Source organism: Streptomyces sp. NPDC005494, from assembly GCF_042872025.1.
Lineage (GTDB): Bacteria > Actinomycetota > Actinomycetes > Streptomycetales > Streptomycetaceae > Streptomyces.
On the sequence record NZ_JBIAJR010000013.1, the window covers coordinates 41,061 to 55,576 of the forward strand.

Consider the following 14,516-nt stretch of genomic DNA (forward strand, 5'->3'; position numbering starts at 1 on the left):
GGTTACGGCTCCTCGGGGGCGTCGGCGGGCTGGTTGCGGAGGCTGGTGGGCGGTGCTGTGTCTGCCGGGTCCCCGGGGCCGGCGGCACGAGGGTCCAGGGCACGTACGGGCGGGAACACGGCACCGTCCGTCGTGCGGACCACGGGCTGCCGGTCGGGGGTGACGCGCACGACGAGGTGCCGGAGCCAGCCGGAGTCGTCGCGGTCAGGGAAGTCCTCGCGCCAGTGGCAGCCACGGGTCTCCTCGCGCTCACGGGCGGCGGCGACCAGCACCCGCGAGACGAGCAGCAGGTTGGTGGCCTCCCATGCCTCGACCCCGGGCACCGCGTCCTTGGAGCCGGCTTCCTCCGTGGCGGCGCTCAGCCGGAGCGCTTCCAGCTCCTGCGCCGCGGTGGCGAGGCTGGCGCCGGAGCGGATCACTCCCGCGCCCCTGGTCATGATGCGCTGGATCGTGGTGCGGGACTCGGCGGTGAGCAGCGGGACGGTCCGCGAGTCCGCCGCGTCCACCTCGGGTATGCGCCCGGAACCGGCACGGGGCGCGCCCTCGCTCGCGGCCGCGGCGGGAGCGCCGGTGATGTCCGCCGCGATGCGCTCGGCGAAGACCAGGCCCTCCAGCAGGGAGTTGGAAGCGAGCCGGTTCGCGCCGTGCACGCCCGTGCAGGCGACCTCCCCGCAGGCGTACAGGCCGGGCACGGTCGTACGGCCGCTGAGGTCCGTGCGCACGCCGCCCGAGGCGTAGTGGGCGGCGGGGGCCACAGGGATCGGCTCGGTGACGGGATCGATGCCGTGGGCACGGCAGGCGGCGAGGATCGTCGGGAAGCGCTGCTCCCACATCTCGGCGCCGAAGTGGCGGGCGTCGAGATACATGTGCTCGGTGCCCTGGAGGTGCATCTGGCGGGTGATGGCCTTGGCGACGATGTCACGGGGAGCCAGCTCGGCCAGCTCGTGCGTGCCGAGCATGAAACGGGTGCCGGACGCGTCGACGAGATGGGCGCCCTCGCCCCGTACGGCCTCGGACACCAGCGGCTGCTGGCCTTCCGAGTCGGCGCCCAGAAACAGGACGGTCGGATGGAACTGGACGAATTCCAGGTCACTGACCTCCGCGCCCGCCCGCAGCGCGAGGGCCACCCCGTCGCCTGTGGAGACCGGCGGGTTGGTGGTGGCGGAGAAGACCTGGCCCATGCCTCCGGTGGCCAGGACCACGGCAGGGGCGCGGACGGCACCGACGCCGTCGTGCTGGCCTTCGCCCATGACGTGCAGGGTGACGCCTTCGGTACGGCCTTCGGCGTCCGTGAGGAGGTCCAGGACCAGGGCGTTCTCGATGGTGCGCAGGGCGGCCGAGCGCACCGCGCCGACCAGGGCGCGGGAGATCTCGGCGCCTGTCGCGTCGCCTCCCGCGTGCGCGATACGGCGGCGGTGGTGGCCGCCCTCGCGGGTCAGGGCGATCGCGCCGGTGTCGGTGGTGTCGAAGTGGGCACCGGTCTCGATCAGCCTGCGTACGGCGTCGGGGCCCTCCGTGACGAGGGCGCGCACGGCGGTCTCGTCGCACAGCCCGGCCCCGGCGACCAGGGTGTCCTCGAGGTGCTGCTGGGGGGTGTCGCCCTCGCCGAGCGCCGCGGCGATGCCGCCCTGCGCCCAGCGGGTGGAACCGTCGTCGAGGCGTGCCTTGGTGACGACGACGGTCGCGAGACCGGCCGCGGCACAGCGCAGCGCGGTGGTCAGACCGGCCACACCGGAGCCGACCACGACCACGTCCGCTTCGATGGCCCAGCCGGGGGCGGGGGCTGTCAGCCGTATTCCGGTCACGTGAGGGCTCCGAGAGTCAGCGGGATGTTGTCGATCAGCCGGGTGGCACCCACCCGCGCGGCGACGGCGAGGAGCGCCTCGCCGGTGACGCGGTCGTCAGGGATCTCGGTGAAGTCGGCCGGGTCCACGAGCGCCACGTAGTCCAGGACGAGCGGCACGGCGGCCTCGGCGGCCTCGTCCAGCACGGCCTGCGCGGCGGCCCGCACCGCGGCGGGCGCGACGGTCGGCCTGGCCAGCGCCACCGCCTGGGTGTCGGCGGCGGCCCGGGCCTCCCCGAGCCGGGTGAGGGCGGCGGCCCGGCCCTGACGCTCCGGGACCGTCCTGGCGCGGGCGTGCAGCGCCTGCTGGGCGGCCAGCCGGTCACGGGCCGCGAACAGGGCGCGGGGCAGGGCCAGCGCGGTGTGGCGCTCCTCGGCGGAGAGGAAGCGGTTGCGGCTGGAGAGGGCGAGCCCGTCCGGGTCGCGGACGGTCGGTACGGCGACGATGTCGATGCCGAAGTTGAGGTCACCCACCATGCGGCGGACCAGCGCGAGCTGCTGGGCGTCCTTCTGGCCGAAGAACGCCGCGTCCGGCCGGGTGAGGTGGAGCAGCTTGGCGACGACGGTGAGCATGCCGTCGAAGTGCCCGGGGCGGTGGGCGCCCTCCAGCCGCTCGCCCATGGGGCCCGAGGTGATCCTGACCTGCGGGTCACCGCCGGGGTAGACCTCCTCGACGGCCGGCGCGAAGACCGCGTCGGCCCCCGCCTCCGAGGCGACGGCGAGGTCGGCGTCCAGGGTGCGGGGGTAGCGGTCGAGGTCGGCCGCCTCTCCGAACTGGAGCGGGTTGACGAAGACCGTGACCACGACCTGGCCGTCGGGCCCCGCCGCGGCCCGCGCCGCGCGGATCAGGGTGGCGTGGCCCTCGTGGAGCGCGCCCATCGTCATGACGACGGCGTGGCGTGCCCCGGGGGCCCGGCCGAGGGCGTCCAGCTCCGCTGCGGTGCTCAGCAGGGTGGCGGGTGCGGTGGTCATCGGCCCTCCCCCGGTCCGGACTGGTCCGGGCCGTGTGTTCCGTTCGTCCCGTTCATGGGATCGCTGTCCGAGAGGACGCCGAGGAGGTCCTCCGCGAGCTCCGGCTTGAGCAGACCGTGGTCCAGCGCCCGGTCGGCCGTGGCGCGGGCCATGGCGAGGTATCCGGCCACCGTCTGCGGGGCGTGCCGCCTCAGTTCGTGTATGTGCGCGGAGACCGTACCGGCGTCTCCCCGGGCGACGGGGCCGGTCAGGGCCGCGTCGCCGGAGCGCAGGGCGTTGTCGAGCGCGGCTCCGAGCAGGGGCCCGAGCATCCGGTCCGGGGCGCCCACGCCGGCCTTGCCGAGCAGTTCCATGGACTGCGCGACGAGGGTGACCAGGTGGTTCGCACCGAGGGCGAGCGCCGCGTGGTAGAGCGGCCGGGACTCCTCCGCGATCCATTCGGGCTCGCCGCCCATCTCGATGACGAGCGCCTCGGCTGCGAGCCTGAGCTCCTCAGGGGCGGTGACCCCGAAGGAACAGCCGGCCAGCCGCTGGACGTCGACGGACGTGCCGGTGAAGGTCATCGCCGGATGCAGCGCGAGCGGGAGCGCGCCGGCCCGCAGAGCCGGGTCGAGCACCTTCGCGCCGTAACGTCCGGAGGTGTGCACGAGCAGCTGGCCGGGCCGCACGGCGCCGGTCTCGGCAAGGCCCTCGACCAGGCCGGGCAGCGCGTCGTCGGGCACGGTCAGCAGCACGAGCTCTGCCCGGGCGAGCACCTCGGCGGGGGTCACCAGGGGTACGTCGGGGAGCAGCGCGGCGGCCCGCCGCACCGATGCGTCGGAGACGCCGGAGACCGCCACCGGGCGGTGCCCGGCGAGCTGCAGCGAGGCGGCGAGAGCGGGGCCGACCCGCCCCGCGCCCACGACTCCTACGGTGAGGCGGGCAGGGCGGTCCCTCGCGTCGAGGGGTTCCTTCGAAACTGATGCGTTCACGCGGCGACGGCCTTCCGTTCCAGTCCGCGGGGGGTACCGGACGATTTCTCTGAATGCTACGCCAGCGTTTCCGCACACCTCTCGACCGTCCACACCCTGTGGATAACTTCTGGCGGGCGAGGGAACCCGCGGTGGGCTGCGCCGGCGGTCCGGGTGATGATCGTCCCATGGGAGTCACCGATGAGCAGAAGCAGCGGAACCGCAGGCTGACCGCATGGCGGCGATCGGAGAAGGTGCTGGCGCGGGCCTCGGCGGACCACACCCTGGGAGAGCGGCTGACCGCGCTGGCCGCCGACGCCGGCACGGTCCACGACCTGGGTGAGTGGACGGATGTGTACGGCGACGGCGTCGTCGCCGAGGTCGAGCGGCGCACGGCGGACCTGCTGGGGACGGAGGCCGCGGCCTTCTTCCCGACCGGGACGATGGCCCAGCAGGTCGCACTGCGCTGCTGGGCCGGGCGCACGGGCAGCCCGGCCGTGGCGCTGCACCCGCTCGCCCACCCCGAAGTACACGAACGAGGCGCCCTCACCTCGGTGAGCGGGCTGCGCACGGTGCATCCCACGAGCGCTCCCCGGCAGGCCACCGCCGAGGAGATCCGGGACTTCCCCGAGCCCTTCGGCACGCTGATGGTGGAACTTCCGCTGCGGGACGCGGGATTCGTGCTGCCCTCCTGGGAGGAGCTGGAGGCAGCCGTGGCCGCCGCCCGCGAGCGGGACGCCGTGGTGCATCTGGACGGGGCACGGCTGTGGGAGTGCACGCCGCACCTCGGGCGGAGCCTCGCGGAGATCGCCGCGCTCGCCGACAGCGTGTACGTGTCGTTCTACAAGTCCCTGGACGGCCTCTCCGGCGCGGTGCTCGCCGGCTCCGACTCACTGGTCGAGGAGGCCAGGGCCTGGCGCCACCGGTACGGCGGCCAGGTCTTCCAGCAGTATCCGGCGGCCCTCTCCGCCCTGCTGGGACTGGAGCGGGAGCTGCCGAGGCTGCCGTCGTACGTGGCGCACGCGAAGGTGGTCGCCGGCGCTCTGGCGGAGGGCTTCGGCGACTCCCCCGTGCCGTGGTCCCGGGTGCACCCGGAACCGCCGCACACCCACCAGTTCCAGGTCTGGCTGCCGTACGGGGCGGACGTGCTGGAGGAGGCGTCGGTGCGGCAGGCCGAGGAGACGGGCGTGACCCTCTTCCGGCGCTGGTTCGCGGCTCCGGCCGGGCCGCCCGGGCTCTCGTACACCGAGGTCACGGTCGCGGCACCGGGGCTGGAGTGGACGGTTGGGGACGTCGGGGACGCGGTGGCGGATTTCGTGGCGCGGCTGGTGTAGGCGCCTCACGCCAGGGGCGGACGGTGGGCGGCCGCCCAGGCGCGGATCCGCTCACGGACCGAGCGCAGGGCGTCCAGGTCGTGGGTGCCGGGCAGCGGGGGCGGCGCCACGCCCTGCCGAGCCGCCCGATAGCTGTCGAGCATCTGCTGCTGAACGATGTCCATGCCTCCAGCCTGAACCCGTTCCCGCAGGTCCGCCCGTGGATTGACGACCGCGGTCAATCGTCACCCGGGCCCGCCGCGCACCCCGCACCATGGAGGGGTGAGCGTGCACATCGACATCGCGGGCCTGCCTCCCGAACGCATAATCTTCGAGACCTCCCCTCTGGCCGAGCTGGGGCTCGCCCTGCACGCGCTCTCCGAGCCGGGCCACCACCCCGGCCTGCACGGCTGGGCGACGGCGACCTCCGCCGCCCTGGAACCCGACCTCGCGGACCGGCTCCACGAGGCGGAGTTCCTCTGGCGGCACACCTTCTCCGACGTCTTCATGCCCTTCGCCGGTGTCCGGGGCGGAGACGGCAGGACCGGCACGACCCTTGCCGAGGACCTGGACATCCTGGACAGGCTCGACGACGAGCGCTTCGTCTCCGCAGCCCTCGAGTTCACCTGCACGAGCCTGTACGGCACAGGAGCGCCGTCACCCCTCACCGACACCGCGATGCGGGACCGCGCGCTGTACATGGCCGCGGCCCGGGGGGCTCAGCAGCTGGAGTTCACCCAGCAGCTGCTGGACGACCCCGGCGCCGTGCGCGGCTGGATCCGGCGTCTCCTGGAGGACTGCGACCAGGCCTTCTTCGCCGACACCTGGCGGCGGGCACAGGTCCAGCTCGTCGCCGACGCCCGGCACAAGACGGAACTCCTGCGGCACAAGGGCGTCCCGGCCGCGCTGAGCGCGGTCTCCGCGGCCCTGTCCCTGGACGAGGAGACCGGCAGGATCAGCGTCGACAAGCTGACCCAGGGCAGGACCGACTTCTCGGGGTCGGCGGGCCGCACCGGGCTCACGCTCATCCCGACCGGTTTCGGGTGGCCGCACCTGATGGTGCTGCACGCCCCGGGATGGCGACCGGTGATCCACTACCCGGTGCACCGCCCCGAACTGCCCTCCCCCGCCTCCGTCGAGCTGCTCCGGCTCCGGATGGAAGGGCTGGCCCACCCGATGCGCATGCGGATCTGCCGCGACCTGGCCCGCTCCTCGTACACGACCGGCGAGCTCGCCTCCTCGCACGGCATCACACCGCCCGAGGTCTCCCGCCACCTCGCGGTGCTCAAGAAGGCCGGCCTGATCACCACCCGGCGGCGCGGGAGGTACGTCCTGCACACCCTGGACCTGACGGTGGTGGCCCGGCTCGGCAGCGACTTCATCGAGGGCGTGCTCCGGTGAGGCGCCACGGCGCAGGGCACCGGTGAGCCGGGGCGGCCCCGCCGCAGCGGATGTGCACCGGCCCCGGCGGGCTGGACGGGTGCCGGCCTCCATGCACGGGACGAGGGCACGCCCTGCCGAATCCCCGGTCCTGTCGGTGATCTGAGGTGCGGTCAGCCGCCCGGCCAGGGGTCCCCGCTCCGCGGGCCCACCGGTCAGCCCGCCCCGCCACCCGCCCTGACCAGCCCCGTCTCGTACGCGAGGACGACGACCTGCACGCGGTCGCGCAGCGCCAGTTTGGTGAGGATGCGGCCGACGTGGGTCTTCACGGTCGCCTCGGAGAGCACCAGTCGCCCCGCGATCTCGCCGTTCGACAGTCCTTGAGCGACCAGCAGCATCACTTCGCGCTCGCGCTCGGTCAGCTTCCCGACCTGCTTGTTCTGCGGCTCCGGCGTGGTGCTCGGCAGCATCGGGGAGAAGCGGTCCAGCAGCCGGCGGGTCGTGGAGGGGGCCACCACCGCATCGCCGCTGTGCACCGAGCGGATGGCGGAGAGCAGCTCAGCCGGGGGCACGTCCTTGAGCATGAAGCCGCTCGCGCCCGCCTTCAGGCCTGAGAAGGCGTACTCGTCCAGATCGAACGTGGTCAGGATCAGTACCTTGGGCGGATCGGTCTGCGCGCAGATGCGCCGGGTCGCCTCGACGCCGTCGAGGCGTGGCATGCGGACGTCCATCAGCACCACGTCGACGGCCGTGGACCGCAGGACCTCGATCGCCGCGGCTCCGTCACCCGCCTCCGCCACGACCTCCATGTCCGGCTGGGCGGCGAGGACCATCCGGAACCCCGTGCGCAGCAGCACCTGGTCGTCGACGAGCATCACGCGGATCGCCATGAGGTGTCCTGTCCTTCCGTCACTGGTTGGCGGGCTTGAGCGGAAGCAGGGCGCTGATGCGGAAGCCTCCGCCCTGGCGCGGGCCCGCGTCCAGCGTGCCGCCGACCATGCCGACCCGCTCACGCATGCCGATCATCCCTTGTCCTGCGCCGTCGATCCCGCCGTCCTCGTACAGCTCGTGCGGCGCCCCTCGGCCGTCGTCCTCGACGAGGAGGCCCAGCCCGTCGTCGAAGTAGACCAGCCGCACGCTCGCCCCCGCGTCCGGGCCGCCGTGCTTACGGGTGTTGGTGAGAGCCTCCTGCACGATGCGGTAGGCGGTCAGCTCGACCCCGCTCGGGAGCGGGCGCGGGGTGCCCTCGATCTTGAAGTCCACCGCCAGGCCGGTCTCCCTCACCTTGCCGACGAGCTCCTCGATCTGCTCGACGTCCGGCTGGGGGACGTACTCCCCGCTCTCCGGCGCATCGCCGGTCCTGAGCACCCCGAGCAGCCGCCTCATCTCGGCCAGCGCCTGGCGGCCGGTGCTGGAGATGGTCTCCAGCGCCTGCCGGGCCTGGTCCGGGGAGGAGTCCATCACGTACGCGGCGCCGTCGGCCTGGACCACCATGACCGAGACGTTGTGCGCGACGACGTCGTGCAGCTCGCGGGCGATACGGGCGCGTTCGGCGGCCACGGCCACCTTCGACTGCGCCTCACGTTCGCGCTCCAGCCGGGCGGCACGCTCCTCCAGCTGACTGAAGTAGGCCCGGCGGGTGCGTATCGAGTCGCCCAGCACCCAGGCCAGGACGAACGGCACGGTCATGATCACGACGTAGCCGACGGTCTGCGCCCAGCCGCCCGTCGGGGCGTCGTCGGGCCAGCGGAGCCGCGAGATCCCGGCCGCCGCCAGGCTGCACCCGAGGGCGAGCCGGGACGCCCACCGCTCCCCGACCGTGGCCACGGTGTAGGTGATCACCAGCATGGCGAAGTCCGCCACTCCCGGCCGCACGCCGAACAGCAGTTGCGCGACGCCCATCAGGATCGCGAGCAGCAGCATCTTCTCCGGCGCACGGCGGCGCAGCGCGACGACGGCGCACAGCCCGACGGCGATCGGCACCGCCGCGATGCGTTCCAGGCTGTCGCCGGTCCGGTCGGCCACGATGGACACGCCGGAGAACCCGAGGAGGCCGACAGCCCAGAGGATGTCGACGCCCGTCGGGTGTCTGCGGATGAAATCGTAGAAGCGCTGCACGTTACCCAGCGTAGGGACAGCTGATCGATACCAGGTCAGCCGAAGGACCGATCCGGCTCCTGGGACCGTACTCCCCAAGGTGGAGACTTGCCTACGTGACGTATGACTGGTGCCGGTGGCGGGAAGCCGCAGAGTCCGCTTTGTACGGCGAAAAGGGTTTCTACCGGCGCCCGGAAGGCCCGGCGGGCCATTTCCGCACCTCGGTGCACGCCTCCGCGCTGTTCGCGACCGCCGTCGCCCGGCTGCTCGCCGCCACGGCCAGGGAGCTGGGCACGGACTCCGTCGACCTCGTCGACATGGGTGCGGGCCGCGGCGAGCTGGTGACCGGGGTGCTGGCGGCGCTGCGCAGCGGCGCTGTCGCACCCGTGCCGGCCGTGAGGGCGTACGCGGTGGAGATCGCCCCGCGCCCCGAGGGCCTCGACCCGGCGGTCGAGTGGTGCGCCGAGCCGCCCCGGGGCGCGCGGGGGCTGCTGTTCGCCAACGAATGGCTGGACAACGTGCCCACCGAGGTCGCCGAGGCCGACGCCGACGGGGTGGCCCGCTACGTCCTGGTGCGCCCCGACGGCGCCGAACGGCTCGGTGATCCTGTGACCGGGGCGGACGCCGTGTGGCTGAGCCGCTGGTGGCCGCTGTCGCGGCCCGGCGACCGTGCCGAGATCGGCAGGCCGCGCGACGAGGCCTGGGCCCGGGCCGTCGCGTCGCTGGCCGCGGGGACTGCCGTGGCGGTGGACTACGCGCATGTACGGGCGGCCAGGCCGCCGTTCGGGACCCTGACCGGCTTCCGGGACGGCCGCGAGGTGCGGCCCGTCCCCGACGGCAGCTGCGACCTGACCTCGCACGTGGCCCTGGACGCGTGCGCCGCCGCGCACGACGGGGCCGAGCTCCTGGACCAGCGGACCGCGCTGCGGGAGCTGGGCGTCAGCGGCGAACGCCCGCCGCTGGCGCAGGCGTCGACGGATCCGTCCGGTTACGTGCGGGCGCTGGCGTCGGCGGGTGAGGCCGCGGAGCTCACCGCTCGGGGCGGTCTGGGCGATTTCGGCTGGCTGCGGCAGCGGGTCGCGGGCCGCGGGGAGGGATGGAGGGGCCCGGACGGCCAGGAGGGATACTGTCCCGCATGACGGAGACGACGATCGGCATCGGCGGCGCGGCGGAGAGCACCGACATGGTGCTGAACATCGGTCCTCAGCACCCCTCGACGCACGGTGTGCTCCGGCTGCGGCTCGTGCTGGACGGCGAGCGGATCCAACAGGCCGAGCCGGTCATCGGCTACATGCACCGGGGTGCGGAGAAACTCTTCGAGGCCCGGGACTACCGCCAGATCATCATGCTCGCCAACCGGCACGACTGGCTCTCGGCGTTCTCCAACGAGCTCGGGGTCGTCATGGCCGTGGAGCGCATGCTCGGCATGGAGGTCCCGGAGCGTGCCGTCTGGACGAGGACACTGCTCGCGGAGCTGAACCGGGTCCTGAACCACCTGATGTTCCTCGGCTCCTACCCCCTCGAACTCGGCGGGATCACCCCGATGTTCCACGCCTTCCGGGAGCGGGAGGAGCTCCAGGCCGCGATGGAGGAGGTCTCCGGCGGCCGGATGCACTACATGTTCAACCGCGTCGGCGGCCTCAAGGAGGACCTGCCCGCCGGCTGGCTCGGCCGGGCCAGGGACGCCGTGGCCTCGGTGCGTTCGCGGATGGACGTCTACGACCGGCTGGTCCTCGGCAACGAGATCTTCCGGGGCCGCACCCGGGGCGTGGGGGTGCTGTCCGCCGACGCCGTCCACGCGTACGGGGTCTCGGGGCCGATCGCCCGCGCCTCTGGTGTCGACTTCGACCTGCGGCGCGACGAGCCGTACCTGGCGTACGGGGAGCTGCGGGACACGCTCAAGGTCGTCACCCGCTCGGAGGGCGACTGCCTGGCCCGGTTCGAGTGCCTGCTGGAGCAGACCCACAACGCGCTGGACCTCGCCGACGCCTGCCTGGACCGGATGGCCGACCTTGCGCCGGGCCCCGTCAACCAGCGGCTGCCCAAGGTGCTGAAGGCGCCGGAGGGCCACACCTACGCGTGGACCGAGAACCCGCTCGGCATCAACGGCTACTACCTGGTCTCCACGGGCGAGAAGACCCCGTACCGGCTGAAGCTGCGTTCCGCCTCGTACAACAACATCCAGGCCCTGGCGGAGCTGCTGCCGGGCACGCTCGTCGCCGACATGGTGGCGATCCTGGGATCGCTGTTCTTCGTCGTCGGGGACATCGACAAGTAGCCCCAAGAGGGCCGCAGGCGGTGCCCTGAGGCCCTCGTCCGGGTGCCCAGAGCCCTCGGGCCCCGGGAGTGCCTCAGGAGGAGATCGCGCTCCGCAGCTGGACGACGTCCAGCTGCTCGGTCTCGTCGTGCGGGGTCAGGTCGATGACCTTGCCGACCGCGCGGTTCTCGGCCGTGCCGGTCCGGTGCGCCGCCAGGGCCTCCTCGCCCACCACGTCCGCGAGGTCCTCGTTCTGCACCGACTCGATCGCGGCGCTCGCCTTCTGCGTCCCGAAGAAGTCGAAGCTCCCCTGCGGGACGAGGTGGCGTCGCGCAGCGGCGTACGGGACGACGGCGGACGCGGCGGGTACCGCACGCGGCGGGCGCGCCGTGGCGGGCGACAGCTGCGGGGCGGGCAGGGCGGCCTGGGGCCGGCGGTGCTGGAGGTCACCCGCTCCGGCGACCGCCGCGTGCTTCCCCTTCGAACCGTTTCCCTCCGCGTCCCGCTCGGCGGCCCGCTCCGCAAGGTCGCGCTGCCTGGCCAGCTCCGCGGTGCGGCGGGCCTCCTGCAGCGCGGCGTTGCGCGAGAGGTCCTGGAGTGCCTGGGCGGCACGCAGATAGGCGCCGGCGGTCGGCGTGGACCGGGCGGGCAGGAGCTCTCGCGGCCCGGAGACCTCGATGGCGAGCTGCCGGCGGCCTTCCAGGGCACTGGCACGCTCGGTCTCGGCGTTGGCGTAACGGCGGAGCAGCGCCGCGTGTTCGTTCCGCAGTCCGGCGAGCTCCACGCGCTTGCGGCGCAGTTTGGTCTCCAGCCGGGTGCGCAGTTCCCGTGATTCCTCGAGGTCCGCCTCGATCTCGGCTATGCGTTCCTCGGTCTTCCACTCGTCGCTGGCCCGCGCCCGGGTCAGTTCCGCGACGCGCAGCCCCGCGGCCCGGTCCCAGGTGCGCATCAGGCAGGCGCTGGTGAGGGCGGCGGCGGCCGTCACGGCCACCAGGCCCCGGAGGGCGAGCGGTTCCGCGAGGAGCCAGGCGCCGGCGGCACAGACGACCGGCACTCCGGCCAGCACGGCGGGCGGCAGGATTCTGTGGAGGGGCGGCGAATGGCGGTGGCGTCCTCGTGGCATGGCGCGAAATTTACCGTGCGTGCGAGTCACTTGGGAGGCCGCCCGGCAATCTGTTCCCCGCCGGTTACCTTGCGGCCTCTCAAGTGGCCCTGAAAAACGCCCTTCTACTTCTTGATCAAGCCCTTCGCACGCAGATAGTCGGCGGCCGCATCGGCGGGCTTGGCGCGCTCGGCATCGACCTTGCGGTTCAGTTCCGCGAGGTCCTCCGTGGTGAGCACGTCGGTGAGCTTCGCGAGGGCATCCGCGATCTGCGGGGCACCCGCGTCCTTCGCATTGACCACCGGAAGGACGTTGTCCGCGTTCTGCAGCTTCTTGTCGTCCTCCAGGAACACCAGCCCGTACGGTTCGAGCACCGCGTCCGTGGTGGTCGTGAGGACCAGCTGGTCCTTGCCGTCCTTCACCGCCTGCTTGGACTGCGGGGTACCGACGCCCTTGGGGTCGATGCCCGTGACGTCGATGCCGTAGGTATTCTTCAGCCCGGGCGCGCAGAACGGGCGCACCTCGCACTCGTCACCCGCCGCGATCTTCACCTTGATCTTGGAGCTGCCGAGATCGGAAAGCGTCTCCAGGTCGTTCTTCTCGGCGAATTCCTTCGAGACCGCGAAGGCGTTCTGGTCCACCGCGTCGCCGGCCGGAAGGACCTTCAGCCCGAGCGGGGCGGCGAGCTTCTCCAGAGCGGCGACGGTCGCCGTCACATCGCCCGAGGCAACGGGGTTCTTCTCGGCCTCCGCCGCGCCGTTGACCTTGGCGTTGAGGAATTCCGCGAGGGTCGCCGCGTATTCCGGTACGACGTCGATCTCGCCCTTCTCCAGCGAGGGTTCGTACAGTTCGCGGTTCTTCACCGTGGTGATCGAGGCGTCGTATCCGGCGTCGCCCAGAATCTGCGCGTAGAGCTCGGCCATCACCTTGGACTCGGTGAAGGCCGCGGCGCCCACGACGAGCGAGCCCTTCGCGGAGCCGCCGCCCGGCGCAGCGTCCGAGCCGCCCTTCTCCTTCTCCAGGCTGTCGCCGCCGCAGGCGGCGAGCGACCCTGCCAGCGCGACCACTCCGATGACCGCACCCGCTATGCGCGAGGTCCTGCTCATGGTGTTCTCCGTCCGCGAAAAATGATGTGCACAGTGCGAAAAGTCCGGGCGTTCATACGGTCCTGCGGCGGCGCAGGGGCGACAGCAGCCGGTCGAGCGCCACGAGCACGCCCTCCACCACCAGTGCCAGCAGCGCGACCAGTACGGCGCCCGCGAAGACCTGCGCCGTGTCGTAGGTGTTGAAACCGGCGGTGATGATCCTGCCCAGCCCGCCGAGTCCCACCATCGCGGCGATCGAGGCGGTCGCGACCACCTGGACGGCGGCGGACCGCAGGCCGGTCATGATCATCGGGTAGGCCAGCGGGAGCTCGACCCGCACGAAGAGCTGCGCACCGGACATGCCCATGCCCCGTGCGGCCTCCAGCACCGACCGGTCCACCTCCCTCATCCCCACGTAGGCGTTCGTCAGCAGCGGCGGGACGGCGAACAGCACCAGCGCGATGACGGTGGGCAGATAGCCGGAGTTGCGCAGGGGGGTCATCATGAAGAGGGCGAGCACCGCGAAGACCGGTACCGCCCGCCCCACGTTGGAGAGGTTGACGGCCAGCGCGCCGCCCTTGCCCACGTGTCCCAGGTACAGCGCGACCGGCAGGGCGATGACGCAGGCCACCGCCAGGGCGACCCCACTGACGTACAGGTGCTCCGCCAGGCGGTGCGCCGCTCCGCCGTCCCCCGTCCAGTTGCTGCCGGTGGTGAGCCAGGCCCACGCCTCCCCGATGACCCCCATGGATCAGACCGCCTCCGTCTTCGCGATGCCCGCCCCGGCGGATGCCCTGGCGGGCGTCCGTATCCGGGTCCAGGGCGTGAGCAGGCGCTGCACACCGAGCAGCAGCAGGTCCGCCGCCACCGCGAGCAGGACGCAGAGCACGGACGCGGTGAGCACCTGGGCCCTGAAGAAGCTGGGCAGGGCGTCCTCGATGAGATTGCCGAGGCCGCCCTTGCCGACGAGGGAGCCGACCGTGGTCAGCGCGACCGTCGAGACCGTCGCGATGCGAAGGCCTGCCATCAGCGCGGGCAGTGCGAGGGGGAGTTCGACCTCCCAGAGGAGCCGGGCGGGACCGTACCCCATGCCCTTGGCGGCCTCTCTCGCCTCCGCCGGCACGGCTTCGAGACCCGCCAGGATGTTGCGCACCAGGATGGTCAGCGAATACAGCACCAGGCCGGTGACGACGAGGGCCGCCGACAGCCCGAAGATCGGCAGCAGCAGCGAGAACATCGCCAGCGACGGCACGGTGTAGAGCACGGTGGTCAGTCCCAGCACCGGACCCGCGAAATGCCTGCCGCGGCGTGCGAGCAGTGCGAGCGGAAATGCGACCAGGAGCCCTATCAGCACGGAAGCAGCAGTGATCCAGATGTGCTGGACGGTCGCTTCGGCCAACTCGTGGCTGCGGGAGCGCAGATACTCCCCGCAGATCCAGTCGTTCGCCACCAGGCAGTTCTGCTCGGCCATCCGCCCCCACCTCCTGTTTGCCCTCGCGATGTCGTCCCGGCTCGCT

At 72.6% G+C, this 14,516-nt stretch carries 14 protein-coding genes; 4 read left to right on the forward strand and 10 right to left on the reverse strand.

Going from position 1 to position 14,516, the window contains the following annotated elements; genetic code table 11:
- Positions 1–2: 2 nt before the first annotated feature.
- From ACFYQ6_RS30705 to ACFYQ6_RS30715, 3 genes are read right to left on the reverse strand one after another with little or no spacing between them, the layout of a single operon-like run.
- Positions 3–1,805: an L-aspartate oxidase gene (locus ACFYQ6_RS30705; RefSeq protein ID WP_361585468.1), complete on the reverse strand. Its 1,803-nt coding sequence runs from the start codon at positions 1,803–1,805 to the stop codon at positions 3–5.
- The gene (panC, locus tag ACFYQ6_RS30710) at positions 1,802–2,815 is read right to left on the reverse strand and encodes a pantoate--beta-alanine ligase (RefSeq protein WP_388766077.1); all 1,014 of its coding nucleotides are present in this window, start codon (positions 2,813–2,815) and stop codon (positions 1,802–1,804) included. The genes ACFYQ6_RS30705 and panC overlap by 4 nt, the downstream gene beginning before the upstream one ends.
- A complete protein-coding gene (locus ACFYQ6_RS30715) occupies positions 2,812–3,786 on the reverse strand; it encodes a DUF2520 domain-containing protein (RefSeq protein WP_361585474.1) in 975 nt (324 codons plus the stop codon). Before ACFYQ6_RS30715 ends, panC begins: the two co-directional genes overlap by 4 nt.
- A 167-nt stretch (positions 3,787–3,953) precedes the next feature.
- On the opposite strand from ACFYQ6_RS30715, the gene ACFYQ6_RS30720 reads away from it, so the two are divergent.
- A complete protein-coding gene (locus tag ACFYQ6_RS30720) occupies positions 3,954–5,099 on the forward strand; it encodes a beta-eliminating lyase-related protein (RefSeq protein WP_361585477.1) in 1,146 nt (381 codons plus the stop codon).
- Between the two features lie 5 nt (positions 5,100–5,104).
- Here the strand turns inward: ACFYQ6_RS30720 and ACFYQ6_RS30725 are convergent, their stop codons facing one another.
- Positions 5,105–5,263: a hypothetical protein gene (locus ACFYQ6_RS30725; RefSeq protein ID WP_361585480.1), complete on the reverse strand. Its 159-nt coding sequence runs from the start codon at positions 5,261–5,263 to the stop codon at positions 5,105–5,107.
- Positions 5,264–5,366: 103 nt separating this feature from the next.
- Between ACFYQ6_RS30725 and ACFYQ6_RS30730 the strand changes: the two genes are divergently transcribed.
- Positions 5,367–6,479, forward strand: a complete 1,113-nt coding sequence (locus tag ACFYQ6_RS30730) for a DUF5937 family protein (protein WP_361585537.1) — start codon at positions 5,367–5,369, stop codon at positions 6,477–6,479.
- Between the two features lie 194 nt (positions 6,480–6,673).
- Here the strand turns inward: ACFYQ6_RS30730 and ACFYQ6_RS30735 are convergent, their stop codons facing one another.
- Together ACFYQ6_RS30735 and ACFYQ6_RS30740 are read right to left on the reverse strand one after the other, a co-directional pair.
- A complete protein-coding gene (locus tag ACFYQ6_RS30735; RefSeq protein ID WP_361585483.1) occupies positions 6,674–7,348 on the reverse strand; it encodes a response regulator transcription factor in 675 nt (224 codons plus the stop codon).
- A 19-nt stretch (positions 7,349–7,367) separates the two neighbouring features.
- Positions 7,368–8,576 carry a sensor histidine kinase gene (locus tag ACFYQ6_RS30740; RefSeq protein WP_361585486.1) on the reverse strand — a complete coding sequence of 403 codons (1,209 nt, stop codon included), beginning with the start codon at positions 8,574–8,576 and terminating at the stop codon, positions 7,368–7,370.
- 95 nt (positions 8,577–8,671) lie between these two features.
- On the opposite strand from ACFYQ6_RS30740, the gene ACFYQ6_RS30745 reads away from it, so the two are divergent.
- A complete protein-coding gene (locus ACFYQ6_RS30745) occupies positions 8,672–9,694 on the forward strand; it encodes an SAM-dependent methyltransferase (protein WP_361585489.1) in 1,023 nt (340 codons plus the stop codon).
- On the forward strand, positions 9,691–10,833 hold the full coding sequence (locus tag ACFYQ6_RS30750) for an NADH-quinone oxidoreductase subunit D (protein WP_361585492.1): 1,143 nt from the start codon (positions 9,691–9,693) through the stop codon (positions 10,831–10,833). The genes ACFYQ6_RS30745 and ACFYQ6_RS30750 overlap by 4 nt, the downstream gene beginning before the upstream one ends.
- 73 nt (positions 10,834–10,906) lie before the next feature.
- Here the strand turns inward: ACFYQ6_RS30750 and ACFYQ6_RS30755 are convergent, their stop codons facing one another.
- The 4 genes from ACFYQ6_RS30755 to ACFYQ6_RS30770 all read right to left on the reverse strand — a co-directional run bounded on the left by ACFYQ6_RS30755 (position 10,907) and on the right by ACFYQ6_RS30770 (position 14,470).
- Positions 10,907–11,935 (reverse strand): hypothetical protein, encoded by a 1,029-nt coding sequence (locus tag ACFYQ6_RS30755; protein ID WP_388766081.1) that lies wholly within the window; start codon positions 11,933–11,935, stop codon positions 10,907–10,909.
- A gap of 104 nt (positions 11,936–12,039) precedes the next feature.
- Positions 12,040–13,020 carry an ABC transporter substrate-binding protein gene (locus ACFYQ6_RS30760; protein WP_388766083.1) on the reverse strand — a complete coding sequence of 327 codons (981 nt, stop codon included), beginning with the start codon at positions 13,018–13,020 and terminating at the stop codon, positions 12,040–12,042.
- A gap of 52 nt (positions 13,021–13,072) precedes the next feature.
- Positions 13,073–13,747 (reverse strand): ABC transporter permease, encoded by a 675-nt coding sequence (locus ACFYQ6_RS30765; protein ID WP_356744459.1) that lies wholly within the window; start codon positions 13,745–13,747, stop codon positions 13,073–13,075.
- Between the two features lie 3 nt (positions 13,748–13,750).
- Positions 13,751–14,470, reverse strand: a complete 720-nt coding sequence (locus ACFYQ6_RS30770; RefSeq protein WP_361585502.1) for an ABC transporter permease — start codon at positions 14,468–14,470, stop codon at positions 13,751–13,753.
- Positions 14,471–14,516: the final 46 nt, after the last annotated feature.

Excerpts from the sequence above, each read along its gene's own strand:
- panC (WP_388766077.1), bottom strand. The coding sequence starts at position 2,815 with ATGACCACCGCACCCGCCACCCTGCTGAGCACCGCAGCGGAGCTGGAC.
- ACFYQ6_RS30720 (WP_361585477.1), top strand. The coding sequence starts at position 3,954 with ATGGGAGTCACCGATGAGCAGAAGCAGCGGAACCGCAGGCTGACCGCA.
- ACFYQ6_RS30725 (WP_361585480.1), bottom strand. The coding sequence starts at position 5,263 with ATGGACATCGTTCAGCAGCAGATGCTCGACAGCTATCGGGCGGCTCGG.
- ACFYQ6_RS30735 (WP_361585483.1), bottom strand. The coding sequence starts at position 7,348 with ATGGCGATCCGCGTGATGCTCGTCGACGACCAGGTGCTGCTGCGCACG.
- ACFYQ6_RS30750 (WP_361585492.1), top strand. The coding sequence starts at position 9,691 with ATGACGGAGACGACGATCGGCATCGGCGGCGCGGCGGAGAGCACCGAC.
- ACFYQ6_RS30755 (WP_388766081.1), bottom strand. The coding sequence starts at position 11,935 with ATGCCACGAGGACGCCACCGCCATTCGCCGCCCCTCCACAGAATCCTG.
- ACFYQ6_RS30760 (WP_388766083.1), bottom strand. The coding sequence starts at position 13,020 with ATGAGCAGGACCTCGCGCATAGCGGGTGCGGTCATCGGAGTGGTCGCG.
- ACFYQ6_RS30765 (WP_356744459.1), bottom strand. The coding sequence starts at position 13,747 with ATGGGGGTCATCGGGGAGGCGTGGGCCTGGCTCACCACCGGCAGCAAC.
- ACFYQ6_RS30770 (WP_361585502.1), bottom strand. The coding sequence starts at position 14,470 with ATGGCCGAGCAGAACTGCCTGGTGGCGAACGACTGGATCTGCGGGGAG.